General features: G+C 69.9%; 26 protein-coding genes and 3 tRNA genes. 11 read left to right on the forward strand and 18 right to left on the reverse strand.

All coding sequences use genetic code 11. The features are described from left to right. Positions 1-76 precede the first annotated feature (76 nt). On the forward strand, positions 77-409 hold the full coding sequence (locus tag ACWGSM_RS04405; RefSeq protein WP_452321754.1) for a DUF7882 family protein: 333 nt from the start codon (positions 77-79) through the stop codon (positions 407-409). 66 nt (positions 410-475) lie between these two features. Here ACWGSM_RS04405 and ACWGSM_RS04410 read toward each other — a convergent pair. Further along, positions 476-559: transfer RNA gene (locus tag ACWGSM_RS04410), tRNA-Leu, on the reverse strand. Between the two features lie 139 nt (positions 560-698). Here ACWGSM_RS04410 and ACWGSM_RS04415 point away from each other — a divergent pair. From ACWGSM_RS04415 to pknB, 7 genes are read left to right on the forward strand one after another with little or no spacing between them, the layout of a single operon-like run. After that, positions 699-1403, forward strand: a complete 705-nt coding sequence (locus ACWGSM_RS04415; RefSeq protein ID WP_452321755.1) for an FhaA domain-containing protein — start codon at positions 699-701, stop codon at positions 1401-1403. Then, on the forward strand, positions 1400-1891 hold the full coding sequence (locus ACWGSM_RS04420) for an FHA domain-containing protein FhaB/FipA (RefSeq protein ID WP_452321756.1): 492 nt from the start codon (positions 1400-1402) through the stop codon (positions 1889-1891). The genes ACWGSM_RS04415 and ACWGSM_RS04420 overlap by 4 nt, the downstream gene beginning before the upstream one ends. Positions 1892-1905: 14 nt before the next feature. Continuing rightward, complete coding sequence (locus ACWGSM_RS04425) at positions 1906-3198, forward strand: PP2C family protein-serine/threonine phosphatase (protein WP_452321757.1); 1293 nt, start codon at positions 1906-1908, stop codon at positions 3196-3198. Beyond that, on the forward strand, positions 3195-4577 hold the full coding sequence (locus ACWGSM_RS04430) for an FtsW/RodA/SpoVE family cell cycle protein (protein ID WP_452321758.1): 1383 nt from the start codon (positions 3195-3197) through the stop codon (positions 4575-4577). Before ACWGSM_RS04425 ends, ACWGSM_RS04430 begins: the two co-directional genes overlap by 4 nt. Then, on the forward strand, positions 4577-6031 hold the full coding sequence (locus ACWGSM_RS04435) for a peptidoglycan D,D-transpeptidase FtsI family protein (protein ID WP_452321759.1): 1455 nt from the start codon (positions 4577-4579) through the stop codon (positions 6029-6031). Before ACWGSM_RS04430 ends, ACWGSM_RS04435 begins: the two co-directional genes overlap by 1 nt. Then, positions 6028-7803, forward strand: coding sequence for a serine/threonine-protein kinase (locus ACWGSM_RS04440; protein WP_452321760.1), 1776 nt, complete (start codon positions 6028-6030; stop codon positions 7801-7803). The genes ACWGSM_RS04435 and ACWGSM_RS04440 overlap by 4 nt, the downstream gene beginning before the upstream one ends. Positions 7804-7841: 38 nt before the next feature. Continuing rightward, positions 7842-9584: a Stk1 family PASTA domain-containing Ser/Thr kinase gene (gene pknB, locus ACWGSM_RS04445; RefSeq protein ID WP_452321761.1), complete on the forward strand. Its 1743-nt coding sequence runs from the start codon at positions 7842-7844 to the stop codon at positions 9582-9584. Here the strand turns inward: pknB and ACWGSM_RS04450 are convergent. The 3 genes from ACWGSM_RS04450 to ACWGSM_RS04460 are packed head-to-tail and all read right to left on the reverse strand — an operon-like array spanning position 9560 to position 11162. After that, a complete protein-coding gene (locus tag ACWGSM_RS04450; RefSeq protein WP_452321762.1) occupies positions 9560-10207 on the reverse strand; it encodes an anthranilate synthase component II in 648 nt (215 codons plus the stop codon). The two genes, pknB and ACWGSM_RS04450, sit on opposite strands and share 25 nt — an antisense overlap. Further along, positions 10204-10359, reverse strand: a complete 156-nt coding sequence (locus ACWGSM_RS04455) for a hypothetical protein (protein ID WP_313357473.1) — start codon at positions 10357-10359, stop codon at positions 10204-10206. Before ACWGSM_RS04455 ends, ACWGSM_RS04450 begins: the two co-directional genes overlap by 4 nt. Further along, entirely contained in the window at positions 10359-11162 is an 804-nt protein-coding gene (locus ACWGSM_RS04460; RefSeq protein WP_452321763.1) for a class E sortase, read from the reverse strand. The genes ACWGSM_RS04455 and ACWGSM_RS04460 overlap by 1 nt, the downstream gene beginning before the upstream one ends. Positions 11163-11198: 36 nt before the next feature. Here ACWGSM_RS04460 and ACWGSM_RS04465 point away from each other — a divergent pair, with 36 nt between their 5' ends. Further along, positions 11199-11438 (forward strand): cell division protein CrgA, encoded by a 240-nt coding sequence (locus tag ACWGSM_RS04465; protein WP_071642807.1) that lies wholly within the window; start codon positions 11199-11201, stop codon positions 11436-11438. Between the two features lie 240 nt (positions 11439-11678). Here the strand turns inward: ACWGSM_RS04465 and ACWGSM_RS04470 are convergent, their stop codons facing one another. Together ACWGSM_RS04470 and ACWGSM_RS04475 are read right to left on the reverse strand one after the other, a co-directional pair. Next, positions 11679-12560: a rhomboid family intramembrane serine protease gene (locus ACWGSM_RS04470; RefSeq protein WP_452321764.1), complete on the reverse strand. Its 882-nt coding sequence runs from the start codon at positions 12558-12560 to the stop codon at positions 11679-11681. 25 nt (positions 12561-12585) lie between these two features. Further along, positions 12586-13143 carry a peptidylprolyl isomerase gene (locus ACWGSM_RS04475; protein ID WP_313357467.1) on the reverse strand — a complete coding sequence of 186 codons (558 nt, stop codon included), beginning with the start codon at positions 13141-13143 and terminating at the stop codon, positions 12586-12588. 144 nt (positions 13144-13287) lie between these two features. Between ACWGSM_RS04475 and ACWGSM_RS04480 the strand changes: the two genes are divergently transcribed. Then, positions 13288-13785 carry a DNA helicase gene (locus tag ACWGSM_RS04480; protein ID WP_452321765.1) on the forward strand — a complete coding sequence of 166 codons (498 nt, stop codon included), beginning with the start codon at positions 13288-13290 and terminating at the stop codon, positions 13783-13785. Between the two features lie 23 nt (positions 13786-13808). Further along, on the forward strand, positions 13809-14297 hold the full coding sequence (locus ACWGSM_RS04485; RefSeq protein ID WP_452321883.1) for an aminoacyl-tRNA deacylase: 489 nt from the start codon (positions 13809-13811) through the stop codon (positions 14295-14297). Between the two features lies 1 nt (position 14298). Here the strand turns inward: ACWGSM_RS04485 and ACWGSM_RS04490 are convergent, their stop codons facing one another. The 12 genes from ACWGSM_RS04490 to ACWGSM_RS04545 form a co-directional block, all read right to left on the reverse strand. Further along, entirely contained in the window at positions 14299-15384 is a 1086-nt protein-coding gene (locus tag ACWGSM_RS04490; protein WP_452321766.1) for a glycosyltransferase family 4 protein, read from the reverse strand. Then, positions 15381-16955, reverse strand: coding sequence for an ABC transporter permease (locus tag ACWGSM_RS04495; protein WP_452321767.1), 1575 nt, complete (start codon positions 16953-16955; stop codon positions 15381-15383). The genes ACWGSM_RS04490 and ACWGSM_RS04495 overlap by 4 nt, the downstream gene beginning before the upstream one ends. Then, positions 16952-17725, reverse strand: a complete 774-nt coding sequence (locus ACWGSM_RS04500; protein ID WP_452321768.1) for an ABC transporter ATP-binding protein — start codon at positions 17723-17725, stop codon at positions 16952-16954. The genes ACWGSM_RS04495 and ACWGSM_RS04500 overlap by 4 nt, the downstream gene beginning before the upstream one ends. Then, a complete protein-coding gene (locus tag ACWGSM_RS04505; protein WP_452321769.1) occupies positions 17715-18743 on the reverse strand; it encodes an ABC transporter substrate-binding protein in 1029 nt (342 codons plus the stop codon). Before ACWGSM_RS04505 ends, ACWGSM_RS04500 begins: the two co-directional genes overlap by 11 nt. Positions 18744-18768: 25 nt before the next feature. Continuing rightward, positions 18769-19776, reverse strand: coding sequence for a lysylphosphatidylglycerol synthase transmembrane domain-containing protein (locus ACWGSM_RS04510; protein ID WP_452321770.1), 1008 nt, complete (start codon positions 19774-19776; stop codon positions 18769-18771). A gap of 17 nt (positions 19777-19793) precedes the next feature. Next, complete coding sequence (locus ACWGSM_RS04515) at positions 19794-20615, reverse strand: CDP-alcohol phosphatidyltransferase family protein (RefSeq protein WP_452321771.1); 822 nt, start codon at positions 20613-20615, stop codon at positions 19794-19796. 118 nt (positions 20616-20733) lie between these two features. Then, positions 20734-21177, reverse strand: a complete 444-nt coding sequence (locus tag ACWGSM_RS04520) for an NUDIX hydrolase (protein WP_452321772.1) — start codon at positions 21175-21177, stop codon at positions 20734-20736. 35 nt (positions 21178-21212) lie between these two features. Continuing rightward, a complete protein-coding gene (locus ACWGSM_RS04525) occupies positions 21213-21524 on the reverse strand; it encodes a DUF7882 family protein (protein ID WP_452321773.1) in 312 nt (103 codons plus the stop codon). 101 nt (positions 21525-21625) lie between these two features. Continuing rightward, on the reverse strand, positions 21626-22543 hold the full coding sequence (locus ACWGSM_RS04530; RefSeq protein WP_452321774.1) for a helix-turn-helix transcriptional regulator: 918 nt from the start codon (positions 22541-22543) through the stop codon (positions 21626-21628). A gap of 127 nt (positions 22544-22670) precedes the next feature. Continuing rightward, entirely contained in the window at positions 22671-23801 is a 1131-nt protein-coding gene (locus tag ACWGSM_RS04535) for an aminotransferase class V-fold PLP-dependent enzyme (RefSeq protein ID WP_452321775.1), read from the reverse strand. An 89-nt stretch (positions 23802-23890) separates the two neighbouring features. Next, positions 23891-23963: transfer RNA gene (locus ACWGSM_RS04540), tRNA-Ala, on the reverse strand. A gap of 37 nt (positions 23964-24000) precedes the next feature. Continuing rightward, positions 24001-24074 (reverse strand) — tRNA-Ile (locus tag ACWGSM_RS04545). Positions 24075-24149: the final 75 nt, after the last annotated feature.

The following is a 24149-nucleotide window of genomic DNA, read 5'->3' on the forward strand; positions in this document are numbered from 1 at the left end:
CGGGGAGCACGGATCGCGGGGCTGCCGTGCGATCGAATTGGCCGCGCCCGGAACGCGGGGCGGCTTATCATCCAGTATGGGAAGACTGAAGTACGACAGCACTGAGCCGGCGATCACGATCGACGATGAGACGCTCGTGCACCTCAAGATCGTCATCGGCACCAAGCTGCGCCGCAACGAGAGCTTCCTGCTGACCTGGCTGCGCGGCGACGACGCCGAAGACGCCCGAACCACCATCTGGGTGCATCCGGCGATCCCGATCCAGTTCGGCTTCGACGCGGCCGTCCTCCCGCCGGTCGGGCCGGAGCGGATCGCGACGATCATGACGGCACTGAACGCCACCGGCGAGCTCGTGCTCGACGAGTACCTTCCCGCCGCCGCGTCGGCCACCACCCCCGAGCCGGCGTGAGGCCCTTCGCCCACGTCGTGCGGAAACGGTGAAGGCCCCGGATGATCCGGGGCCTTCACCATTGGGTGCGCGAGGGGGGACTTGAACCCCCACGCCCTTGCGAGCACTGGCACCTGAAGCCAGCGCGTCTACCTATTCCGCCACTCGCGCGTCGTCTCGTTCCGGAGAACTCAACCTCGAAAGGCTATCACGATGGACGGCCTGCTTCGAACCCGGCCGACGTCCTGAAGCGGTCATCCAGCCCGCCTGACTACGATGGCCCTACCGGTCGGCATGCCAAAGGAACCTCGTGGGACTACTTGACAGCTTTGAGAAGGGTCTGGAACGCGCTGTGAACAGCGCGTTCGCCAAGACCTTCCGCAGCGGCGTCCAGCCCGTCGAGATCGCCTCGGCGCTGCGGCGCGAGGCCGACACGAACGCGGCTGTGGTGAGCCGCGACCGCATCATCACGCCCAGCGACTACCTCGTGCGGCTCAGCCCCGACGATCACCAGCGGATGTCCGCCCTCGGACGCGCGCTGCACGAAGAGCTCTTCGCGCTGCTGACGACGCACGCCCGGGCACAGGGGTACAGCTTCGCCGGCCCGCTGCACATCTCGATGGAAGCCGACGAGCGCGTCGCCACCGGCGTGGTGCGGGTGAACTCCTCCTCCGTCGAGAGCACCGTCGACTGGCAGGGCGTCGTCGAGATCGACGGCCGCAGGCATCCGCTAACCAACGCCCGCACGGTGATCGGCCGTGGCGGCGACGCCGACATCACCATCTCGGACGCGGGCTCCAGCCGCCGGCACGCCGAGATCCTGTGGGACGGCGAGCGCGCGATGCTGCGCGACCTGGGCTCGACGAACGGCACCAAGGTCGACGGGCAGAAGATCCGCGAGACCGCACTCACGCCGGGCACATCGTTCACGATCGGGCGCACCGAGCTCACCTTCCACGTCGTGCCGGTGAGCCCTTCGGCAAGCTCAGGGGCCGAGAGGGGAACACGTCGATGAGCGAACTCGTGCTTCTGCTGCTGCGCATCGGCTTCCTGGTGCTGCTGTGGTTCTTCGTGTTCGGCGTCGTCTACTCGCTTCGCGCCGACCTGTTCGGCGTCCGCGTGCGCAAGATGCCCGCCGGTGAGGCGGCCGCCGCTCCCGCTCCCGCTCCCGCTGCCCGGGCGCCGAGGGAGCCCGCGAACGGCCGCATCCCCACGCACCTGATCATCACCTCCGGCCCCAAGACCGGACTCGAGGTGCCGCTGGGCTCGGCGGATTCGCTGTCGATCGGCCGCTCCAGCGAGTCGGGCCTCGTGATCCGCGACGACTACACCTCCAGCCACCACGCCCGATTGTCGAAGCGCGGCGACATCTGGACGATTCAGGATCTCGACTCCACCAACGGCACCTACCTGGATGGGCGACGCCTCGGCGACAAACCCCTGCAGGTCGCGATCGGAACCCCCGTCAAGGTGGGCGCCACGACCTTCGAGCTGCGATCCTAAGGCCCCGCATCCAGATGGTCTTCGAGGGCTCGAGTGCAGCGATCTCCCACACCGGGAAGGTCCGCTCCAACAATCAGGACTCCGGATACTCCGGCGCCAACCTGTTCGTCGTCGCGGACGGCATGGGCGGCCACGCCGGCGGAGATGTCGCCTCGACGCTGGCCATCGCGCGCATGGAGCCGCTCGACCACGCCTACGCCAGCACCGACGACGCGCAGGCCGAGCTGCAGGCGGCCGCCACCACCGCGGCCGCCGACCTCGTGCAGGCCTCGAAGGAGCGACCGGAGCTCGCCGGCCTCGGCACCACGCTGTGCGCCGTCGTGATGGTCGACGACCATGCGGTCATCGGGCACATCGGCGACTCGCGCATCTATCTGTACCGTGACGACGCCCTCACCCAGATCACCACCGACCACACCTTCGTGCAGCGTCTGGTCGACTCGGGCCGCATCACGGTCGAAGAGGCCCGCTACCACCCGCGCCGCTCCGTGCTCATGCGCGTGCTCAGCGACATGGACATCGCCCCCGACCTCGACATGTTCGTCATGCCGACTCGACCAGGCGACCGCTGGCTGCTGTGCTCCGACGGGCTGTCCGGCGTCGTCGACGACGAGCACATCGCGAAGGCGATGCGTCTCGGGCTCGCCCCCGGCCGCACGGCCGACAACCTGCTCAAGCAGGCCCTCGACGGCGGCGCACCCGACAACGTGACGATGGTGCTCGTCGACGTCGGCGGCGCGCATCCGCTCTCGTCGGGCACCCCGACCATCGTCGGTGCGGCGTCGAACCCGGCGGACCTGCCGGTGCCGGCACCGCGGCCCTCGCTCACCGGATGGCTGCACCCTGTGCTGCAGGCCGCGAACGAGCCCAGCCACTTCGAACCCGACTCCGACGACTTCTTCGAGGAGATCATCGAGGAGGATCGACGTCGTGCTCGCCGGCGCCGCATCGCCTGGCTGGTCGCGCTGTTCCTCGCCGTCCTCGCCCTGGTCGGCGCCGGTCTGCTCGCCTACAACTGGACGCAGACCCGCTACTACGTGGGCGCCGATGACGACAGCGTCGTCATCTACCGCGGCGTGCAGCAGAGCATCGGCCCGTTCTCGCTGTCGACAGAGGTGAAGGACACGGGCATCCTGCTCGCCGACCTGCAGTCGTACCAGCGCTCGTCAGTCGAGCGGACCATCAACGCCCGCTCGCTCGCCGACGCCGAGGCGATCACCGATCGCCTCGCGAAGATGGTGCTGCCCGTCGAGCCCCCGCAGCCCTCGCCCACGCCCACCGCGACCACGGAGGTGCCGACGCCATGACCGCCGTCTCGGCCGACACCAGCGTGCTGAAGGCGCTGAAGAAGATCCGGATGCCGCAGAAGCAGCGCAACCGGGAGTTCTGGCTGCTGCTGTTCGCGGTGCTCATCTCGGGCGCATCCCTGACCCTCGTTCAGCTCGGGGCCCTCGGCGCGATCGATCCGATGATCCTCGCGATCGGCGGAGGGCTGGCCGTGCTCGTGTTCGCGCTGCACGTGGTGCTGCGCGCGGTGGCATCCGACGCCGACCCCTTCGTCCTTCCCATCGCCACGGTGCTCTCCGGACTCGGGATCGCGATGATCTACCGCATCGACATCGCCAAGAAGTACACCGGCTGGGAGATGTACTCGACCAAGCAGCTCGCCTGGACGGCGATCTCGCTGGCCGGCGCGATCGCGATCGTCATCGCCCTGCGCAACTATCGCGTGCTCTACCGGTTCACCTACATCTCGGGCCTGGCCGGAATCGTGCTGCTGATCCTGCCCTTCGTCCCCGGCCTGCGCGCGCGCGGCGTGAACGCCGATGTGTGGGTGTCGCTGGGTGGCGTCGTGTCGTTCCAGCCCGGCGAGCTGGCCAAGATCTGCCTTGCGATCTTCTTCGCCGGATACCTCGTCCGCACCCGGGAGAGCCTCAGCTCGGTGGGCAAGCGGGCTCTGGGCATCACCTGGCCCCGCATGCGCGAGCTGGGTCCGGTGCTCGTCGTGTGGCTGCTCTCGCTGCTGATCATCGTCACGCAGCGCGACCTCGGCACCGGGATGCTCATCTTCGGCATGTTCATCGCCATGCTCTATGTCGCCACGGGTAAGACCAGCTGGGTGCTCATCGGACTCGCGGGCGTCGGAGTCGGCGTGTTCCTCGCCACCCGAGTGCTCTCCTATGTGCAGGGCCGGTTCACGAACTGGCTCGACGCGTTCAACCCCGATGTGATCTCCCGCGACGGCGGCAGCTTCCAGCTCGTCGAGGGCATCTTCGGCCTCGCCCACGGCGGCCTCATCGGCACCGGATGGGGTCAGGGACGCCCGCAGATCACCCCGCTGGCGCACAGCGACTACATCATCCCGAGTCTCGGTGAGGAGCTGGGCATCGTCGGGCTGTTCGCCATCCTCTGCCTGTACATGGTGTTCATCAGCCGGGGTCTGCGCATCGGGATGGCGGGACAGGACGACTTCGGCAAGCTGCTCGCCGCCGGCCTGTCGTTCACGATCGCGCTGCAGGTGTTCATCATGGTCGGCGGCGTGACCCGGGTCATCCCGCTGACCGGTCTGACCACGCCGTTCCTCGCCGCCGGCGGCTCATCGCTGGTGGCCAACTGGCTCATCGTCGCCCTGCTGCTGCGCATCAGCGACGCGGTGCGCCGCCAGCCCAGGGTGGTGATCGGCTGATGACAAGAGAGCTGAGACGGCTGAGCTTCGTCATCCTCGCCATGTTCCTGTCGCTGTTCGTCGCGACGAGCTGGATCCAGGTGGTCGACGCCGACAGCCTGGGGCAGAATCCCGCGAACACGCGCACCCGACTCGACAGCTACCAGATCCAGCGCGGATCGATCATCGTCGACGGCACGGCCATCGCGACCTCGGTGGCCGCCGACGATCGCTACCAGTACCAGCGGGTGTACAGCGATCCGGCGCTGTGGGCACCGATCACCGGCTACTACAACCCCGTGCTCGACTCGCGCACCGGCATCGAGCAGGCGCTCAACTCGGATCTGTCGGGCACCGGCTCGAACGCGTTCTTCGGTGAGATCGAGCGCATCCTGTCCGGGCAGCCGCAGCAGGGTCTCAGCGTCGAGCTGACGATGGACCCCCGCGTGCAGCAGGCGGCGTACGACGCGATGCAGGGCCTGAAGGGCTCCGTCGTCGCCATCGAACCGGCCACGGGCCGCGTGCTCGCGATGGTGTCGACCCCTGGTTTCGACACGAACGCCCTCGCCGCGCACGACCCCGCGGCCGTCGAGGCGGAGTACGACCGCCTGTCGACCGACCCCGGCAAGCCGCTGTACAACCGCGCGATCGGCGGCAACCTGAACCCGCCCGGCTCGACCTTCAAGGTGATCGTCGCGGCCGCGGCCCTGGCATCCGGCCAGTGGACGCTCGACTCGACCTTCCCGAACCCCGCGCGCTACACGCTGCCCGGCACGACCACGACCGTGTCGAACGCGTGGGGCGGCGCCTGCGGCGACGGCGAGACCACGACGCTGGCACAGGCGCTGAAACTCAGCTGCAACATCCCGATGGCCGAGCTCGCCGTCGAGCTCGGCGACAAGCGCATCCGCGAGATGGCCGAGAAATTCGGATTCAACACCGATCTCGAGATCCCCCTGGCCGTCACCCCGTCGACCTACCCGTCGGGGCTCAGCGACGACGCGACCGCCCTCACCGGCTTCGGCCAGGGCAAGGTCACCGCGACTCCGCTGACGATCGCGATGATGTCGGCGGGCCTCGCCAACGAGGGCACCGTGATGAAGCCGCGGATGGTGGATGCCGTGATCGGCGACGACTTCGCCGTGCACAGGCAGTTCGACGACGAGGCGTTCGCGCAGGCTCTCGATCGCGAGACGGCCGACGCGCTGACCGCGGTGCTGGTCGAGGGCGTCGCATCGGGCGCGGCGACGGGTGCAAGAATAGACGGCGTCGATGTCGCCGGGAAGACGGGCACGGCGGAGAACGGCGGCAAGCCGTACACGCTGTGGTTCACAGGTTTCGCGCCTGCGGAGAATCCGCAGGTCGCGGTGGCAGTCGTCGTCGAAGACGGCGGTGGAAGAGGCACATCGGGCAGCGGCAACGCGATCGCCGCTCCGATTGCCAAAAAGGTCATAGAGGCGGTGCTGGGCAGATGAGGCCGACGCAGGGTGTGTCGTTCGGAGGACGCTACGAGCTGTTGTCGCGGATTGCGATCGGCGGCATGGGTGAGGTGTGGGAGGCGACCGATCACGTGATCGGGCGCACGGTCGCCATCAAGATCCTCAAGGACGAGTACATGGGCGACCCGGGGTTCCTCGAGCGCTTCCGCGCCGAGGCCCGTCATGCCGCCCTCGTCAACCACGAGGGCATCGCCAGCGTCTTCGACTACGGCGAGGAGAACGGCTCGGCCTTCCTCGTCATGGAGCTCGTGCCCGGTGAGGCGCTGTCGACCATCCTCGAGCGCGACGGCGCACTCGGCGCCGACAAGACCCTCGACATCGTGGCGCAGACCGCAGCGGCGCTGCAGGCCGCGCACGCCGCGGGTCTCGTGCACCGCGATATCAAGCCGGGCAACCTGCTGATCACGCCAGACGGGCGCGTGAAGATCACCGATTTCGGCATCGCCCGCATCGCCGACCAGGTGCCGCTGACCGCCACCGGGCAGGTCATGGGCACCGTGCAGTATCTGTCGCCCGAGCAGGCATCGGGGCACGCCGCGTCGCCCGCGACCGACGTCTACTCCCTCGGCATCGTCGCCTACGAGTGCCTCGCCGGCAAGCGGCCGTTCACCGGCGAGTCGCAGGTGGCCATCGCGATGGCGCAGATCAACGAGCAGCCGCCGCCGCTGCCCGACGCGGTGCCGGTGCCCGTACGCAATCTCGTGATGGCGATGATCGCCAAGAAGCCGGCCGACCGGCCGTCGTCGGCGGCGACCGTCTCGCGCGCCGCGCAGGCGCTGCGCCGCGGCGACCTGAACTCGGCCGCGATCGCGGTGCCCGCCATCGCGGGTGCGGGTGTGGCGGATGCCGATGACGCGACGCGCATCCTGAACGGGATGGGCGGCGAGGAGGCCACGCGCATCCTGCCGACGACCGCTCAGCTGCCCTCGGGAGCAGCCGTCGCCTCGACGACGGCGACCGAGCCGGAGGAGAAGAAGCGCAAGCGCAGCCCGTGGACGTGGCCGCTGATCGCCCTGATCGCACTGCTCGTGCTCGTGCTGGGCGGCACGCTGATCGCCATGCTGAGCAACCAGGATGAGGCGGGGCCCATCGCGACATCCTCGACCCCCGCGAAGCCCAAGCCGAAGCCGACCTCGGCCAAGCCGAGCGCGACGGAGAAGGCGCTCGTCAACGTCGGCAACCTCGATCTGACCGAGCGGCCCTGCGACGAGGCCAAGCAGACCCTTGTCGACAACGGCCTGCAGGGCGAGTGCGTCGCGGGCAACACCGCCGCTCCCACCCCCGACCGCGAGGGCTGGGTGCAGAGCGTCAGCGAATCGGGCAACGTCGAAGAGGGGACCCTGATCACGCTCACGACGTACAAGGCCGCTGTCACCATCCCGACGCCGTCATCGGCCCCGAGCCTCAGCGGCACGCCCACCACCGGTGCCACCGTGACGCTGAACTGGACGAACTTCGAGTGCCCCAACGGGGTGCCGGCGCTGTCGGCGTACGAGGTCAAGCTCACCAACGCGACCTTCGACGACGGCAACGCCGACCGCACGTTCGGCCGCGGTCAGCTCAGCGCACCGATCACCATCACGGGCACTCCGGGCGCCACGGTGACCGCAAGCTACGTGGCCTTCTGCGGGAACGACCTGCCGTCCCCGCGCTCCCCGCAGATGGAGAAGCAGATCGAAGCCGTCGCCACCCCGACCCCGCCCGCCGTCGGCGGGGGCGACAGCCAGGGCACAGCCCCTGCCCAGTAATCTGGAGGGGGGTCCACGAGGTCTGAGGGGAGTCGTCTGTGTCGCCAGAGCCGCGCATCATCGCGGGTCGCTACCGCGTCGATGAGGTCATCGGTCAGGGTGGCATGGCCAGCGTGCACCGTGGCTACGACCTGACGCTGGGTCGCGAGGTCGCGATCAAGATCCTCGACCCGGATCTCGCGCGCGACACGGCGTTCCGCACCCGGTTCCGTCTCGAAGCGCAGGCGGCCTCGCGCATGTCGCATCCCTCGATCGTGCGCGTCTACGACGCCGGCGACCCTTCGACGGGCTCAGGGACCCACTCGACCGCGTCCGGAGCGCAGAAGTCCAGCGCTTCGACCGAGCAGACCGAGCCGTACATCGTGATGGAGCTGGTGCACGGCACCCTGCTCAAGGACATCATCGCGCGGGGGCCGCTTCCCGTCGCCGACGCGATCCGCTACGAGGACGGCATCCTCGAGGCACTCGAGTACTCGCACCGCGCCGGCGTCGTGCACCGCGACATCAAGCCGGGCAACGTGATGATCACCGACAAGGGCACCGTGAAGGTGATGGACTTCGGCATCGCGCGTGCCGTGTCCGACTCGTCGTCGACCGTCGCCGAGACGACGCAGATCCTCGGCACCGCCGCGTACTTCTCACCCGAGCAGGCGAAGGGCGAGTCGGTCGATGCGCGCACCGACCTCTATTCGGCCGGGGTCGTGCTGTACGAGATGCTCACGGGCCGTCAGCCGTTCCGCGGCGACTCCCCCGTGGCCGTCGCCTACCAGCACGTCAGCGAGACGCCGCTGCCGCCGACCGAGGTCAACGAGCAGCTGCCCCGATCGATGGATGCCATCGTGCTGCGCGCTCTCGCTAAGGACCCTTACCAGCGGTTCCCCGACGCAGGATCGTTCCGTCTGGCCCTCAAGGCGGTCGCCGACGGCGAGACGCCGTCCAAGAGGGAGATCGGCGCGCTCACCAGCGAGCTCTACGGATCCAACCCGCGCCAGGCGCAGGAGACCGCTCGGTCGCTGCGTCAGCTGAGCTCGGACACCACCATGACCCGCACCCAGTCGGGCCCTCCGGTGGCGTGGATCTGGGCGGGGGTCGCCCTGCTCGCGGTTCTTCTGGTCTCGGTGCTCATCTGGGTGGTCACTCTGGCCGTGCAGCCGAAGGACGTTCCGACGTCGTCGGTCACCGTGCCGAACCTCGTGAACCTCACGGCCACCGACGCCGAGAACGCCCTCGAGGAACGGGGGCTGATCCCCGACATGCGCGAAGAGGCGAGCGTGGATTTCGACGAAGGACACGTCATCCGCTCGGCCCCCACCACCGGGGCGAAGCTGACGGCAGGCACCTCGGTCATCGTGTACGTCTCGACCGGCGCCGACACGGTGGAGATGCCGGTGGTCGAGGGACTGTCGCAGGATGCCGCGAAGCAGGTGCTCGACGACGCTCGGCTCGCGCTCGGCACGGTGCGTCCCCAGAACGACAAGGACGCCCAGGCGGGAACCGTGCTCAGCGCGAGCGAGCGGGCCGGTGCGCAGGTCGCCCCGGGCACGGTCATCGACCTGGTCGTCGCCAACGGCTACGTCACGCTCGAGGACATGACGGGCTTCTCGATGGATGCGGCGAAGGGCCAGCTCGAGAAGCTGGGCCTCACCGCGGAGCCCGTCGAGCTCGGCCCGTGCGCTGAGGGGCAGACGCCGAACGTGGTCGCCTCGATGTCGAAGTCGCCGGGCGAGGTGCCCATCCACTCCACCGTCGAGCTGCGCTACTGCGTTCCCCCGGCCGGCTGACGCCCGAACTCTGCCGACGAGACCGACGCGAGCCAGTTGCCGAGCAGGCGGTGCCCGTGCTCGGTGAGCACGCTCTCGGGGTGGAACTGCACGCCGTCGATGGGCAGCGTGTCGTGGGCCACCGCCATGATCGTGCCGTGCTCGGCCCGTGCGGTGACGCGCAGCGTCGGCGGCAGGGACGCGTCGTCGAGGGCGAGTGAGTGGTAGCGTCCGACGGCGAACGGCGAGGGGATGCCGTCGAACAGCGCTGATCCGTCATGGCTCACCTGCGAGACCATGCCGTGCATCAGCTCGGGGGCGGCTCCCACCGCGCCGCCGAAGGCCTCGCCGATCGTCTGGTGTCCCAGGCAGACGCCGAGCAGCGGCATCCTCGTCTGCGCGGCCAGGCGCACGACCTCGATCGAGGCGCCGGCGTCTGCGGGTGAGCCGGGTCCGGGCGAGATCATCACGGCGTCGAACCCGCGCAGACGCTCTCGCCAGTGACGGCGCACCTCGGCATCCGGAGCGGCGCCCGCGCCATCCGCCTCCACCATCACCACCTCGGCACCGAGCTCGCGGAGGTAGCCGATCAGGGTGTGCACGAAGCTGTCGTGGTTGTCGACCACGAGCACCCGCGACGTCACTGCAGGTCCACCTCGCCGGGGGTGATCAGCGGGCTGATCCAGGGGAACACATGGAAGAACAGCCCGTAGAGGGCGGCTGCCACGAGCACGAGCACGAGCAGCAGGCGCAGCCACCACGGTCCGGGCAGGAGGCGCCAGAGAGCGGCGTACATCAGCGGACTCCTTCGGCAGACGCACCGGCCGCGTCGGCGGATGCCAGCGAGGCGGGCGGACCCTCGGCGCGCGGTTGGAAGCTCTCGAACACCCCGTACGCGACGATGCGCTCGGCGAGCGAGTACAGCGGCGAGCACGCGGTGAGGGTGATGAACCGATCTGACGGGGCGACCTGCGGCATCTGGGGCACGTCGAGCAGCACGTCGCCGGCCGACGGCTTCACGTATTGCAGGTTGCGGAACCGGTAGGTGTACCAGCCGGCCTCGGTCTCGACGACGATCGCGTCGTCGAGACGCAGCGTGTCGATGAGGTTGAACGGCTTGCCCCACGTGGTGCGGTGACCGGCGAGCGAGAAGTTGCCCACCTCTCCCGGCATCTTCGACTGCTTGTAGAGACCGATGCCGATTCTGTCGAGAGTGCGCTCGCGTGTGGTGCCGCCCGCGATGTGCACGTTGTAGTCGTCGCCGAAGCGCGGGATGCGCATGTTCGCGAAGATCTGGGCATCCCCCGGGTGCGCCAGCAGCGGTGGCTCGTAGACCGTCTCGTCGCCCTGCTGCACGACCGGTGGCGGTTCGGGATGCGGGAGCTCGGCCCACTGGGCAGACAGCTGAGCGCCCTTGGCGTTGTTCTCGGCGCCGATGATGAGGTCGCCGATCCACATCTGCCACGCCACGAACAGCAGCACCACCGCACCGGCGGTGAGCAGCAGCTCGCCGATGACGCTGGCCACCGTCGCGTGCGAGCGTCGACGAGCCGGTTCCGCGCCCCGCAGCGGGGCCGGGGACGTCGCGACCGCATGCATAGGGGGAAGTCTATTCGCCCGGCTAGAATGATGCGCATGGCACGTGACCGCAATCCCGAAGAACCCGCCGTCGAGCGTCCCGAGGGCGATGCCGCCCCGAACGCCGTGTGGTTCAAGCCCGTCATGGTCGGCTTCATGCTGCTCGGCCTGGCGTGGATCCTCGTCTACTACATCTCGGGCTCGCGCTTCCCCATCCCGGGTCTCGACTCGTGGAACCTCGGAATCGGTCTGGGCATCGCACTCATCGGCTTTCTGATGACGACCCGCTGGCGCTGACACTCCAGCCGGCGCGGGCCCATGAGCCCGTGCTCCGACGCCTCCTCACCCTGTGGTGAGGGGGCGTCTCGCTTTCCCCAGCATGTTGTTAACAACCCTCTCCACCTGTGAATAACATCGGTGTAATTCTCCCCAGGTGTGGACAGACCTGTGGATAACCGCCGGGAATGCTGTGCAGAGCCGTGTGGACAGCCTGTGCAGAGGATGTGCAGAACCGCGCTCCTCGCCTCTGGGGCGGCGTCAGAACAGGCTGCGCAGCACCATCGGAGACACCAGGAACGCGACCGCCAGAAGCACGACGGTGAGCACGACGAGCAGCAGGATCTGAACCGTGCGCTGCGAGTGCCGGCGGGTGCGGGCGAAGATCAGGCCGATCAGCGCGCCGACGGCCGCTCCTCCGATGTGTGCCTGCCAGGCGATGTTGAGCGTCTGGATGAACCCGATGGCGAGATTGATCGCGAGAATCACCAGGATCCCGCGGATGTTGGCGCCGATGTGCCGACCGATCACGAGCAGCGCACCCATCAGGGCGAAGATGCCGCCGGAGGCGCCGACCGTGGCGGCGACAGGATCGAGCACGGCCATCGCCACCGAGCCGCCGAGTCCGCCGATGAGGTAGAGGGCGACGAACCGCCATCGGCCGAGCAGCGGCTCGAGACTGCGACCGATCATCCACAGCGCGAGCATGTTCAGCAGGAAGTGCGTGATGCCCGAGTGCACGAGCATCGTCGTCAGCAGCCGCCACGGCTGGAACGAGAAGTCGCCGCCGAACATGTCGGGGAAGAGGTACGGCGTCGCGAACAGCAGAGTCCCGTTGATGATCGGGCCGAGCAGCAGCTGCAGCACGCCCACCACCGAGGTGACCGCGATGATGGCGTACGTCGCGATGGGCTGCGAGGAGCCGCCCCCGGAGCGCCAGGCACGCTCGGCTCGGCGCTGCGCGGGCGTCCGGTCCTTGCGGTCGGCCTTCATGCACTCGGGGCAGATGACGCCGACCGGCGCCTGGGTCTGGCAGTCGGCGCAGACAGTGCGCGTGCAGCGCTGGCAGAGCACGAAGCTCTGCCGATCCGGATGCCGGTAGCAGAAGTTCTCGCGGTTGCGCGTGAAATCAGGAGAGGTCATCCGGATCGGCTCGAGCGGTCGTGGGTCAGTTGGCGACGACGTCGACGGAGTGCAGCACGACGTCCTCGACGGGACGGTCCTGCGCGCCGGTGCGCACCGCGGCGATCTCGTCGACGACAGCCTTCGAGGCGTCATCGGCGACGACGCCGAAGATGGTGTGCTTGCCCTGCAGCCACGGGGTCGGGTCGGTCGTGATGAAGAACTGCGAGCCGTTGGTGCCCTCGGCCTGGCCGGTGATGGCGTTGCGGCGCAGGCCGGCGTTGGCCATGGCGAGCACGTACGGGTCGTTGAAGTTCAGCTCGGGGTGGATCTCGTCGTTGAAGTTGTACCCGGGACCGCCGATGCCCTGACCGAGCGGGTCGCCGCCCTGGATCATGAAGTTGGGGATGATGCGGTGGAAGATGACGTCCTTGTACAGCGCGCCCTCGCCGGGCTTGCCGGTGGCGGGGTGCGTCCACGCCTTCGAGCCGTCGGCGAGGCCGACGAAGTTGGCGACCGTGTTCGGAGCGTGATCGCCGAACAGGTTGATGACGATGTCACCGTGGTTGGTGTGCAGGGTTGCGACGTGAGATGCATGAGGCATGGATCCATTGTCGCAGAGCCGCCCTGTGCGAGCGCGGCGTATTCTCTCCTTTCCTCACGCCGACCGCCAGACTCTGCTCGTATCCAGTGTGTTGTGATTGGATGATCAGCGGAACGGACATCGACCGACCGACGGGAGAGCAACGTGAATCTCAGCCGCAAGCGCAAGAAGGAACTGCGTCGACTTCAGCAGGACGCCGGACGACTCTGGGAGTCGCAGCAGGTTCTCGTCGGGCACGCTGCCGACGTCGCCCGTGAGGCCGGCCGCCAGCTCGGGCATTTCAACCGCGAGCAGGTCCTGCCCACCGTGCACGACTCGTACGAGCGTCACCTCGCACCCGCCGTCGACCGCGGCGTCAAGTTCGGCAAGCACGTCGTCGACCACCGGGTCGTGCCGGTCGTGGGTGGCGTCGTGGGAACCGCGCTGTCGGCGTGGGATGTCGCGAACAAGAAGCGTCACGATCTCGGCTGGGGCCCCCGTCACGTCGCCCCGCCCAAGAAGAGCATGGGCTTCGGCTCGGTCGTCGCCATCGTGCTCGGCGTCGCCGCGGCGGTCGGCGTCGTCGCCGCCGCCTGGCAGGCACTGCGCGCCGACGACGAGCTGTGGGTCGCCGACGACCCGCTGTCGCCGCCCAACGCGTGATCGAAGCCGACCCGCATCAGCGGGTGCGTGCTGCCGCGGCCGCTCGAGGACTCGACATCGAGATCCGTGAGCGGCCGCAGGCGCGCAGTCTCCCGGAGGCAGCAGCCCTTCTCGGCCTGCAGCCGTCCGACATCGTGAAGACCCTCGTCGTGAAGACTTCGTCGACGGGCTCGGGGACCGCGCCCGAGTACCTGTTCGCCCTGGTTCCCGGTGGACGTTCCATCTCGTGGCCGAAGCTGCGCGCCATCGTCGGTGTGAACAGGCTGCGCCTGCCCGAGCCCGAGCTCGCTCTTGCTGCCACGGGCTTCGAGCGCGGCACGATCGTGCCGATCGGCAGCACCACCGACTGGCCCGTGTACGCCGACGAGACCATCGTCGGGCGGCGCATCGCGATGGGCGCGGGCGCCCACGGCTACAGTCTCTTCGTCGAGGCCGACGACCTGATCCGCGCCTACCGCGCGACGGTCGCCGACATCTCCCAGCCCGAGGCGTCGTCCGACGCCCGTCGCTGATTCACATCCCGTCGACCACGTCGGCGAGCACCGCGTCGAGTACGCCGGCAGCGACCTCAGCGGTGTCCTCCCATGTCGGCAGCCGTGCACCGGCGCGCGCTGCGGCCGCTGCGAGGCGGGCTCGATGCGCGCGGTCGACGAGCAGCGGGCGCAGCGCATCGGCGAACGCCTCCGGGTCGTCGGGTGCGGCCAGCACCCCGGCATCCGGCGGCACCGTCTCGGGAACCGCTCCGGTACGGCACGACACGATCGGCAGGCCGTGGGCGAGGGCCTCGTCGAAGACGAGCCCGTATCCCTCGTAGCGAGTGGCGAGGGCGAACACGTCCGCCGCTCGGTAGAGTGCGTCGCGCTCGGCGCTGCTCACCGCGCCGGCCAGCCGCACCCGCGACTGCAGACCCAGCCGGACGGTCAGCCGGCGCAGCTCTTCGACGTGGTCGGCGTCGTGCGGCGTGCCCGCGATCACCGCCCGCCACGGCAGGTCCGCGAGCCGGGCCAGTGCGCGCAGCAGCACGTCATGACCCTTGCGCGGGTGCTGGATGCCGACCGCGAGAACGAGCGGCGACGTGTCGCCCGTCGCACCGACAGCCGACGACGAGGGGGTGGGCGGGCGCGGCGGCTCGGTTCCCGGCCGGGCGACGATCACCCGCTCGGCAGGGACCTCGTATTCGCCGATCAGGATCCGCGCGGTGTGCGGACTGGGTACGAGCACCGCGCGCAGCAGGGTCAGGTTGTCGCGCTCGGTGCGGAACAGGTGCTCTCTGCGCGCGTCGTCGAGTCCGTCCTCGTGCGCGAGGGGGTGGTGCACGATGCCGACCATGGGCGCGGTGACGGTCTGGAGCGCCGCGGTGGGCATCGCGCCGACCAGGAAGCCGTCGAGGATGAGCGGCACCCCGCGGTCGACGGCCGCGAGCGCGGCGGCGGCGTCAGCGACATCGGCGGCACTGGGCTCGGGAAACGAATCGCCGAGCGCGAGATGGGCGACCTCGAGGCCGAGCGCGCGCAGCCCCTCCAGCAGGTTCCGCTCGTAGACGTAGCCGCCGGTCACCGTGTGCAGGTCGCCCGGCACGGCGAACACGGCCCGGCTCACCACTGCTGCTCCGGTGCGTAGCGGCGCAGCACGCGCGATTCCACCGCGCCCACCAGTGCGTAGCCGAGCGCCGACGCCGCGGTGACGAGCACGGTCGCTCCGGCGAGCAGGTCGTATCCCGAGCGCGACGCCGCCAGCGCCATGAGGTTGCCGATCCCCGAACCGGTGGCCAGCCACTCCACCACGGTGACGGCGAGCACGGCCGCCGGCACGCTCATCCGCGCGGCGGCGAAGAAGCCCGGCAGCATCGCGGGTACGCGCACCCGCATCAGGGCGGTGAGGTCGGATGCCGCGTAGCTGCGCAGCACGTCCAGTGCCTGCCCCGGTGCCTGGCGCAGTCCCTGCAGGCAGGCGATGAGCGTGGGGAAGAAGACCATGATCGCCACGAGGACGATACCGCCGACCGGCCCGCGACCGAGCAGCAGCACCACCAGGGGAGCGGTCGTGACGATCGGCACGGCGCGCAGGGCGATGGCGAGAGGCATGCTCACCGCCGCGATCGGCGGAGCGAGCACGAGCAGCATGGCGAGCCCCGCACCCACGGCGAGACCGACGAGGTAGCCGGGCACGGCGAGCGCGGCCGTCTGTCCGAGCGCGGCGACGAGGGTGTCACGCACCGCGCCCTCGTCGTCGACGCCGAGCAGCACGCGCGCGACGTCGACCGGCGTGCGGGCGAAGAACGGGTTCAGCCCGGTGACGATGATCCCACCCCACCACAGCACGAGGATCACGACGATGAAGCCGACGGCGGATGCCATCGCGCGGCGCACCCGGTGCGCGGCCGAGGCGGGCGGGCGCGGCGGGGCCAGGATGAGCGGAGGCGGGCCCGCGTGCATCCGACGCCCCACGGCGCCGACGAGGGCGTAGGCGAGCACCGACACGATGGTCGCGACGGTGGCGATCGCCCAGGTCAGCTGCACGTCGAGATCACGAGCGGCGCGCACAGTCAGCACGCCGAGTCCGCTCTCGGCGCCGGTGAACTCGCCGACCATCGCGCCGAGGAACGCCGCGGGCGCCGCGATCTGCAGCCCGGCGACGAGGTACGGCAGGCTTGCGCGTGCCCGCACGTACCGCAGGGCGGCGGCATGCCCGCGCCCGTAGCTCTGCACGAGATCGAACCAGCCGGCCGGGGCGGCGCGCAGACCGACCAGCACGGGGATCATCGTGGTGTAGTACACCGCGAGCGCGGCCAGGGCGATCTGCGGGCCGTCGCCCGGGCCCAGCATCACCCGCAGCACGGGGCCGGTCGCCACCAGCGGAAGGCAGAACACGACCAGCGCGACCGTGGTGATCACCGGCTGCGTGCGCGGCAGCAGCACCGCGAGCGCGGCCAGGGCGACGGCGGCGAGATTTCCCAGCACGAAACCGGCGAGCGCCGCGGCGCCGGTGACCCCGAGCGCGCGCAGCAGCAGTCCGGCGTCGTCTTTCAGCGTGAGCAGGATCTCACTCGGCGCGGCCAGCACGTATGCGCCGGCGAGCAGCCGGGCGACCGCCTCCCAGAGCAGCAGCAGCGCGAGCACCGTGAGCAGGGTCAGCAGCCGGCGCCGCACCACAGGGGGACTCGCGCTCATGCGGCCGCCGTACCCCGCGAGCGGGCGAGGGCGAGGGTCACCTCGTCGAGGACGGCCTCGAAGCCCGGGGTGCGGACGCTGTCCGCCGTGCGGGGATGCGGCAGATCGACGACCACGTCGGCCACCACCCGCGCCGGACGCGGGCTGAGCACGACGATCCGGTCCGCGAGGCGCACCGCCTCGACTATCGAGTGGGTGACGAGCAGCGTCGTCGCGCCGCCCTCGCGCCACAGCGGGGGCAGGTCGACGAGCAGGTCCTGCCGGGTCAGTTCGTCGACCGCGCCGAAGGGCTCGTCGAGCAGCAGCAGCCGCGGGCGCGTCACCAGCGCACGGGCGATCGCCGCACGCTGACGCATGCCGCCCGACAGCTCGGCGGGGCGCGCGTCGCCGAAGCCGTGCAGACCCACCAGCGCGATGAGCCGGTCGACGGCATCCGGATCGGCGGGGCGACGAGCCAGTCGCAGGGCGAGCGCGATGTTGCCGCGCACGGTGCGCCACGGCAGCAGAGACGGATCCTGGAATGCCACCGCGAGGTCGCCGCGCCCGGCGACCTCGCTCGGTGGGGCGTCGTCGATGGCGACCCGGCCGCTGCTGGGCCGCTCCAGACCGGCGACGAGGCGCAGCAGGGTCGACTTCCCGCAGCCCGACGGCCCGACCAGCGCCGTCGTCTGTCCGGCGGCGAAGGTGAGATCGGTGGGGGTGAGCGCCTCGAGATCACCGAACGTCCTGCTCGCCCCGGCAAGATGAACGACCGGGGGCTCAGCCACCATGGATCTGCTCCAGGATCGACCGATCCCACAGGTCGGCATCGACGTCACGACCGAGCAGGGCGAGGGTCCTGCGATTCGCCTCGACGGTCTCATCGGTCCACCAGCCGAAGCCGTGCTCGTCGGTGAGATCGGAGAACATCAGCGGAACCTGCCGCTGCGCCTGCAGCTTCTGCACCTCGGCGTCGAGACCGGCGTCGGGGAACATCTTCAGCGTGAGCTGCGCGGCCGCATCGGTGTCTTCGCGGTACTTCTCCCAGCCGCGGATCTCACCGGTCATCAGCGCCACGAGCTCGTCGCGGCGCTCGGCCAGGCTCTGCTCGGTGGCGATGTAGGTCTGCGAGTGCAGCACGTAGCCGTGATCGGCCATCAGCATGGTCACGGACTCGACCCCCTGCACCGCCATCGCCACGGGCAGATCGGTCTCCCAGCACAGCAGGCAGTCCACCTCTCCCGCCAGCAGCGGCTGCGCGGAGTACTGCGTGGGAACGACCTCGATGCGATCGATGTCGACGTCGTTCAGCGTGCACAGCGTCTCGAGCACCGGGGTGTTCGCGGTGGCCATGCCGATGCGCAGGCCCTCGAGGTCTTTCGGCTCGTTCACCGGCTTCGCCGGCAGCGAGGCGATCACGAAGGGGTTCTTCTGCATGGCGACGCCGATGATCTTGAACGGCGCGCCTTCGGCCACCGCCGCCGCCGTGTAGTCGGCGGCGGAGATGCCGATCAGCGCCGCTCCCGACACCACCGGCGGTTCGACCGGGGCGTTCGGACCGCCCTGCAGCAGGCTGACCTCGAGATTCGCGTCGCGCCACCAGCCGCGGTCGAGCGCGATGTAGCTGCCGGCGAACTGCACGGAGTGCAGCCACGAGAGCTGCAGCGAGGCCTTCGCGGGGTCGCCGGCCGACGGCCGGCCGCCCCCGGGCGCGCTGCAGGCCACGGCGCCGAGACCGATCATGCCGAGCACGCCCGCGCCGAGAAGCGTGCGGCGCGAGAGCACGGGGGTGTGATGCAGGTCGTTCATGAGGTCTCCTGATGTTCGAGGCGAGTCATCGGTTCGGTGACGACGCCGGTGCGGCACGCACGTCGTCCAGGCCGTGCACGTCGGGGGGAGTCGGGTCACCGCGGTTCGAGTGGCGCCGTCGTGCCCACACGGCGCCGATTCCCGGCAGCGCGGCGAGCAGGGATGTCAGGCCGAAGGCGATGCTGACCGCGAGGGACTGCGAGGCGCTGATGCCCGCGATCGGCAGCAGCGCCACGGCGGCGCCCTCGCGCACCCCCCAGCCGGCGATCGAGACGGGGATGAGCATGGCCAGCAGCACCAGCGGCACGACGGAGACGACCGCAGCGAAGCTGAGCGGCGCACCGATCGCGAGCGCGCAGCAGCCGAACGCGCCGAGCACGCAGCTCGCCGTGGCCGCGCCGAGCATCACCTGCTGCCACGGCGCGGCGCGCAGACTGCGGCGCAGACCCTGCGCAGCGCGCGCCGCCCGGCCCGAGCCTGCCCGCTGCGCGCGCAGGCTGAGAAGCACGGCGAGCGTCGTGCCCCAGGCCAGCGGAAGCAGCACCGCGAGGGCGGTCAGCACGGGGCGAGGCCAGTCGATCGACGGGCGCACGACGAGCGTGCCCACGAAGCCGGTGGTGAGCACGACGAGCATGGCGAACTGCCCGATCGTCCGCTCCACGACGACCGCTCCGGCCGCCGCGGCCGCTCCGGCGTCGTGGCGCGAGCGTGCGGCGCGGCCGACGTCGCCGAGCACGCCGCCGGGCACGGTGGTGTTAACCAGCTGCGCCAGGTAGTACTCGCCGATCGCCTGGCGGATGCCGAGCCGGATGCCCAGAGGCGCGGCGGTCAGGCGCCAGCGCAGCGCGCCGAGAACGGTCAGCGCCATCAGCAGCATCAGCGCCGCCGCCAGCCAGCCGACGTGCGCGCCGCGGACGAGGTCGAGCGCGTCCGCGCCTCCGGCGATGCGCCAGACGAGCAGCAGCAGCACGAGGGCGGCGGCGGTCTGCACGGCGCGCATCAGCCGGCGGCGCGCCCGGTGGTGCCGCGTCACAGGTTCGTCCGTCGTGCTCACGACGGCACCCGGCGTCTCCAGAGGGCGCGCACGTCGACGCCGAACGACCACGCCAGCGACAGTCCGGTCACCGCGACCAGCGCGACCGCCGCTGTCGGGGGCAGGAAGGGCAGCTGCAGCGTCAGCAGGGCGATCAGCTGCACCACGCACACCACCTTGCGGCTGTACCGCTCGTCGAGTGGGCCGTTGAGCCAGGGAGCGACGACGGCGGCGATCGCGAACAGGTACCGCGGCAGGCCGAGCAGCAGTGCGAGCGCACCGGCCGGGCCGTGCATGGCGAGCAGCGCGAGCACCAGGCCGAAGGCCGCGTCGACCTCCATGTCGAAGGAGGCCCCGAACGGCGACGCCGTTCCCTGACGGCGGGCCAGGAAGCCGTCGAGGCCGTCGAGGGCCAGCGCGAGCGTGCCGGCGCTTACCGTCAGCACGACGACCGCGTCGGTGAGGGGGCCGCTCGCGGGGAGCACACCCAGCAGCAGCGCGACGATGGCCATCCGCACGAGAGTGACCACGTTCGCCGCGCCGAGGCGGGAATGCGGATGACGGCGCGACAGCAGCACAGCGAACAGCGCAGTGGCGGCGGCGAACGATGTGCCCGCCACGGCCAGCCCCGCCGCCGGAATGCCCAACGATGCCGCGACGGCCAGCATGCCCGTCCCGGTGAGCGCGGCGACCGCCAGGAAGCGGCCGACGGGAGGGATCCGGCGAGGATCTCGGGCGCGGCTTCCGTCGTCCTCAGCGGGACCGCGGTCGGCCCTGCCCTGCCCGCGACCGTCTGACACCGGCCAGCGGCCGAGCATCCCTGCGGGTGCGGCAGCCATGCTCGCACGATATCAGCGCACGACGGTATGCCGGCCCGTCTCGCCCCGCCGGATGGCGCGTCGCCCACGGTCGGCGAGGCGCCGCGGCCGACGGCCCGGCGCCCGGGAATCGCAGCGCTCAGCCGGCAGCGGTCGGCAGCAGGCCGGCCATTCGCAGGCCGATGTCGACGAGCTTCACCCGCTGCAGCTCGGCCACCTCGTCGAGGGTGAACCACGCCGCCTTGTCGGTGGATCCGTTCTTCTCGAACTGCAGCTCTCCGCCCGTGATCTCGGCACGATAGACGATCCGCAGCGTGTGCAGCGGCAGCTTCTTCTCGTCGCGGCGCACGCGTCGCGACGCCGGGATCACCCGCGAGTGGATGCCCAGCAGCGCCGTCGTCTCGATTCGGAAGCCCGTCTCCTCGCGCAGCTCACGGCGCACGGCGAGCTCGGGATCCTCGCCCTCCTCGAGTCCGCCGCCGGGAAGGGTCCACGCCATGCGACGCCCCTCGACCCACCGGGCCAGCAGCACGTGCCCGTCGTCGTCTGTGACGATCCCGTAGGCGGCGACGCGCAGGTCCATGCACTCACAGTAGTCGCGGTGCGGCCGGCTTCCGGTCAGACGGTCTCGACGGGCTCGATGTGCTCTTCGGTGAGCAGGATGCCACCGCTCGTGTTCGCGGAGGTCGACAGCTCTCTGAGCCACTGCTGGCTGAGCTCGGGAGCCACGGGCTCGTCGAAGCTGAAACGCAGCGGGATCGAGGGGTGCAGCCACAGCGTCGATCGTCCGGATCCGTCAGGATGCCGCCACGACAGCGTGAAGCTCTCGTTTCGGCGCAGCTTCAGCGCGATCACGACCTTGATGTGGGCGAGCGTGCGATCGTCCACCTCGATCGGATCGGGTGAGTTGCCGTAGTAGATGAGTCCCATTTGTGCTCACCGTACGAGCGCCCCGCCGCCCCGTGCATCCTCGGGGTGCGCCGCGCGACGCGATGCGCAAGCGCTGTTCGTTCTCTGAACGGTTCGCGTGCTCAATCCCCCCGCAGCGTCTCCTTGGCCGCGCGACCGTATGTCTGCCGATACAGCGCGTTGAACCGCGAGCCGTTGGCGAACCCCCAGCGCCGTGCGATCTGAGACACCGACTCGTCGCCGCCGTCGCGCAGGTCGCGATGCGCGCCGTCCAGGCGCACCCGGCGCAGGTACTCGGTCGGAGTGGTGTCGAGGCTGCGGCGAAACGCGTACTGCAGCCCGCGGGTCGAGATGTGCACGGACTCGGCGACGTCATCGACGGTGATCGGGCGGTGGGCGTTCTCGTCGATGTAGGTCAGCGCGCGGCGCACGGTCGCCGCGCTGTGACCGCCGCCGTCGCGGGTGATCGCCGACGAGAAGGTCGAGGGGAAGCAGCTGAGGATGCTCGTCAGCGCATGACGGGTGAGACCCGCCTCGATCAGCTCGTCGTCGGCACCGTCGAGCGACATCGCCGAAGTGAGCAGGTAGTCGAATGCGCGAATCCACTGACGCGCCGCGAGATCCGAGCGCGGATGCACCGATGTCAGCCGCAGCGAGAGCATCTCGTCTCCGGTGATCCGGCGCGCGAGCTCCTGCGCGGCCATGCGGTCGAGGATGAGGGCGGAGACCTCCGCCGTGCCTTTCCACTCCGCTTCGACCTGCGCGCTGTCGGTCGCCCACGGCATGCCCGGTTCGATGATCGACCGCCGCGTGCGCAGCTCGCTGTCGGCGGCGACCAGCCGGCACGCGAAGAGCTGATCCTCGGGCTGCACGCGGGAGTGCACCTCGGCGGTGAGCGAGTATCGCACGATCGCGACGTCGCTCAGCGTCGCCGACCGCCACCGGAATGCGAACTCGGCCGGGTCGATGTGCAGCAGGGACGCCGAGGGCACGAAGGTCTTCCAGATCTCCGCGACATCGGCGCTGTCGTCTGATTCCACTCGCAGAATCTCCGCCACAGAGTCCTCCTGTGCGTACCGTCGACGATGGGCATGGCGCACCCTTCAGAATAAACCGAGGGGGTCGCCCGCCCGCGGAACGACGGCGTTCCGGCGTGCCCGTCGAGGCTCAGACGCGAAGATCGATGAGCGCTCGCTCGAGGCGGGCCACGGCGGCATCCACGTCGCCGAGCTTGTCGAGGCCGAACAGCCCGACCCGCAACGTCGAGAAGCCCTCCGGCTCGTCGCAGTGCAGGGGCACGCCGGCCGCGACCTGCACTCCGTGCTGCCGGAATGCCGCGCCGGTTCGCAGCTCGGGATCGGCGGTGTGCACGACCACCACGGTCGGCGCAGCGAACTCCGGTGCGGCGACCGACGGCATCCCGTGCTCGGCGAGCAGCGCGCGCACGCGCGTGCCAAGGTCGATCTGCGCGGCGCGCAGCGTGTCGAAGCCGCGCTCGCGGGTCTCGATCATCTGGCGCAGGTTGCGTGCGATGGTGTCGGTGGGCATGGTCGAGTGGTAGCCTGCCGAGCCGTCCCGGTAGCCGTCGGAGATGCCGAGCCAGCGGTTCAGGTCGAGGGCGAAGCTGGTCGCGGTGCCGGATGCCACGGCATCCCGGCCCTTCCCGCTGAGCATCACGTACCCGACTCCCGGCGACCCGCTCCATCCTTTCTGCGGGGCGGAGAGGAGCACGTCGACGCCAAGGGCGCGCATGTCGACCCACATCGCACCGGAGGCGATGCAGTCGAGCACGAGCACGCCACCGACCTCGTGCACCGCGTCGGAGAGCGCGCGCACGTAGTCGTCGGTCAGGATGATGCCGGCGGCCGTCTCGACGTGCGGCGCGAAGACCACCTCGGGGCGCTTCGCGCGGATGGCGGCGACCACCTCGTCGATCGGCGCCGGAGCCCACGCCGCCTGCACGTCGTCGCTGTCGGGGCGGGCGAGGCAGACGGTGACGTCGGAGGCGATGCCGCCGATCTCGACGATCTGCGACCAGCGATACGAGAACAGGCCGTTGCGCACGATCAGGGCCCGCCTGCCCGTGGCGAGGTGCCTCGCGACGGATTCCATCGCGAAGCTGCCGCCGCCGTTGACGAACGCGACGCTGTCGGCGCTGTACGCATCGCAGAGGGTGTCGATCGTCTGCTGCATGATGCCGATGAAGCGCGTCGACATGTGGTTCAGCGACCGATCGGTGAACACCACCGAGTACTCGAGCAGTCCGTCCGGATCGATGTCAGCGTGCGGCAGAGTCATGCGTCCACCCTGGCACTGTCTGCGGATGAAGAGAACAGAGCTTCCGTGAAGCGGAAGAAAGCCCCGACGATGTCGGGGCTTTCGATCTGTGGAGCCTAGGAGATTCGAACTCCTGACATCTTGCTTGCAAAGCAAGCGCTCTACCAACTGAGCTAAGGCCCCCAACGGTGCGAGCACCGCGGGATTTCCGTTGTCGGAGTGGGGCTACCAGGACTTGAACCTGGGACCTCTTCATTATCAGTGAAGCGCTCTAACCGCCTGAGCTATAGCCCCGTCAACCTCCAAGACTTTACCGGATGATCCTGCCGAAAAGCGAATCGAGCCCGGCCTGCGGGCAGGCCGGGCGTT

The sequence above is a fragment of the Microbacterium sp. NPDC055521 genome, from assembly GCF_053619695.1.

Bases quoted from the DNA above. Each gene is read 5' to 3' on its own strand.
- ACWGSM_RS04405 (WP_452321754.1), top strand. From the start codon at position 77: ATGGGAAGACTGAAGTACGACAGCACTGAGCCGGCGATCACGATCGAC.
- ACWGSM_RS04420 (WP_452321756.1), top strand. From the start codon at position 1,400: ATGAGCGAACTCGTGCTTCTGCTGCTGCGCATCGGCTTCCTGGTGCTG.
- ACWGSM_RS04425 (WP_452321757.1), top strand. From the start codon at position 1,906: ATGGTCTTCGAGGGCTCGAGTGCAGCGATCTCCCACACCGGGAAGGTC.
- ACWGSM_RS04430 (WP_452321758.1), top strand. From the start codon at position 3,195: ATGACCGCCGTCTCGGCCGACACCAGCGTGCTGAAGGCGCTGAAGAAG.
- ACWGSM_RS04435 (WP_452321759.1), top strand. From the start codon at position 4,577: ATGACAAGAGAGCTGAGACGGCTGAGCTTCGTCATCCTCGCCATGTTC.
- ACWGSM_RS04440 (WP_452321760.1), top strand. From the start codon at position 6,028: ATGAGGCCGACGCAGGGTGTGTCGTTCGGAGGACGCTACGAGCTGTTG.
- ACWGSM_RS04455 (WP_313357473.1), bottom strand. From the start codon at position 10,359: ATGTACGCCGCTCTCTGGCGCCTCCTGCCCGGACCGTGGTGGCTGCGC.
- ACWGSM_RS04460 (WP_452321763.1), bottom strand. From the start codon at position 11,162: ATGCATGCGGTCGCGACGTCCCCGGCCCCGCTGCGGGGCGCGGAACCG.
- ACWGSM_RS04465 (WP_071642807.1), top strand. From the start codon at position 11,199: ATGGCACGTGACCGCAATCCCGAAGAACCCGCCGTCGAGCGTCCCGAG.
- ACWGSM_RS04470 (WP_452321764.1), bottom strand. From the start codon at position 12,560: ATGACCTCTCCTGATTTCACGCGCAACCGCGAGAACTTCTGCTACCGG.
- ACWGSM_RS04475 (WP_313357467.1), bottom strand. From the start codon at position 13,143: ATGCCTCATGCATCTCACGTCGCAACCCTGCACACCAACCACGGTGAC.
- ACWGSM_RS04495 (WP_452321767.1), bottom strand. From the start codon at position 16,955: ATGAGCGCGAGTCCCCCTGTGGTGCGGCGCCGGCTGCTGACCCTGCTC.
- ACWGSM_RS04500 (WP_452321768.1), bottom strand. From the start codon at position 17,725: ATGGTGGCTGAGCCCCCGGTCGTTCATCTTGCCGGGGCGAGCAGGACG.
- ACWGSM_RS04505 (WP_452321769.1), bottom strand. From the start codon at position 18,743: ATGAACGACCTGCATCACACCCCCGTGCTCTCGCGCCGCACGCTTCTC.
- ACWGSM_RS04515 (WP_452321771.1), bottom strand. From the start codon at position 20,615: ATGGCTGCCGCACCCGCAGGGATGCTCGGCCGCTGGCCGGTGTCAGAC.
- ACWGSM_RS04520 (WP_452321772.1), bottom strand. From the start codon at position 21,177: ATGGACCTGCGCGTCGCCGCCTACGGGATCGTCACAGACGACGACGGG.
- ACWGSM_RS04525 (WP_452321773.1), bottom strand. From the start codon at position 21,524: ATGGGACTCATCTACTACGGCAACTCACCCGATCCGATCGAGGTGGAC.
- ACWGSM_RS04535 (WP_452321775.1), bottom strand. From the start codon at position 23,801: ATGACTCTGCCGCACGCTGACATCGATCCGGACGGACTGCTCGAGTAC.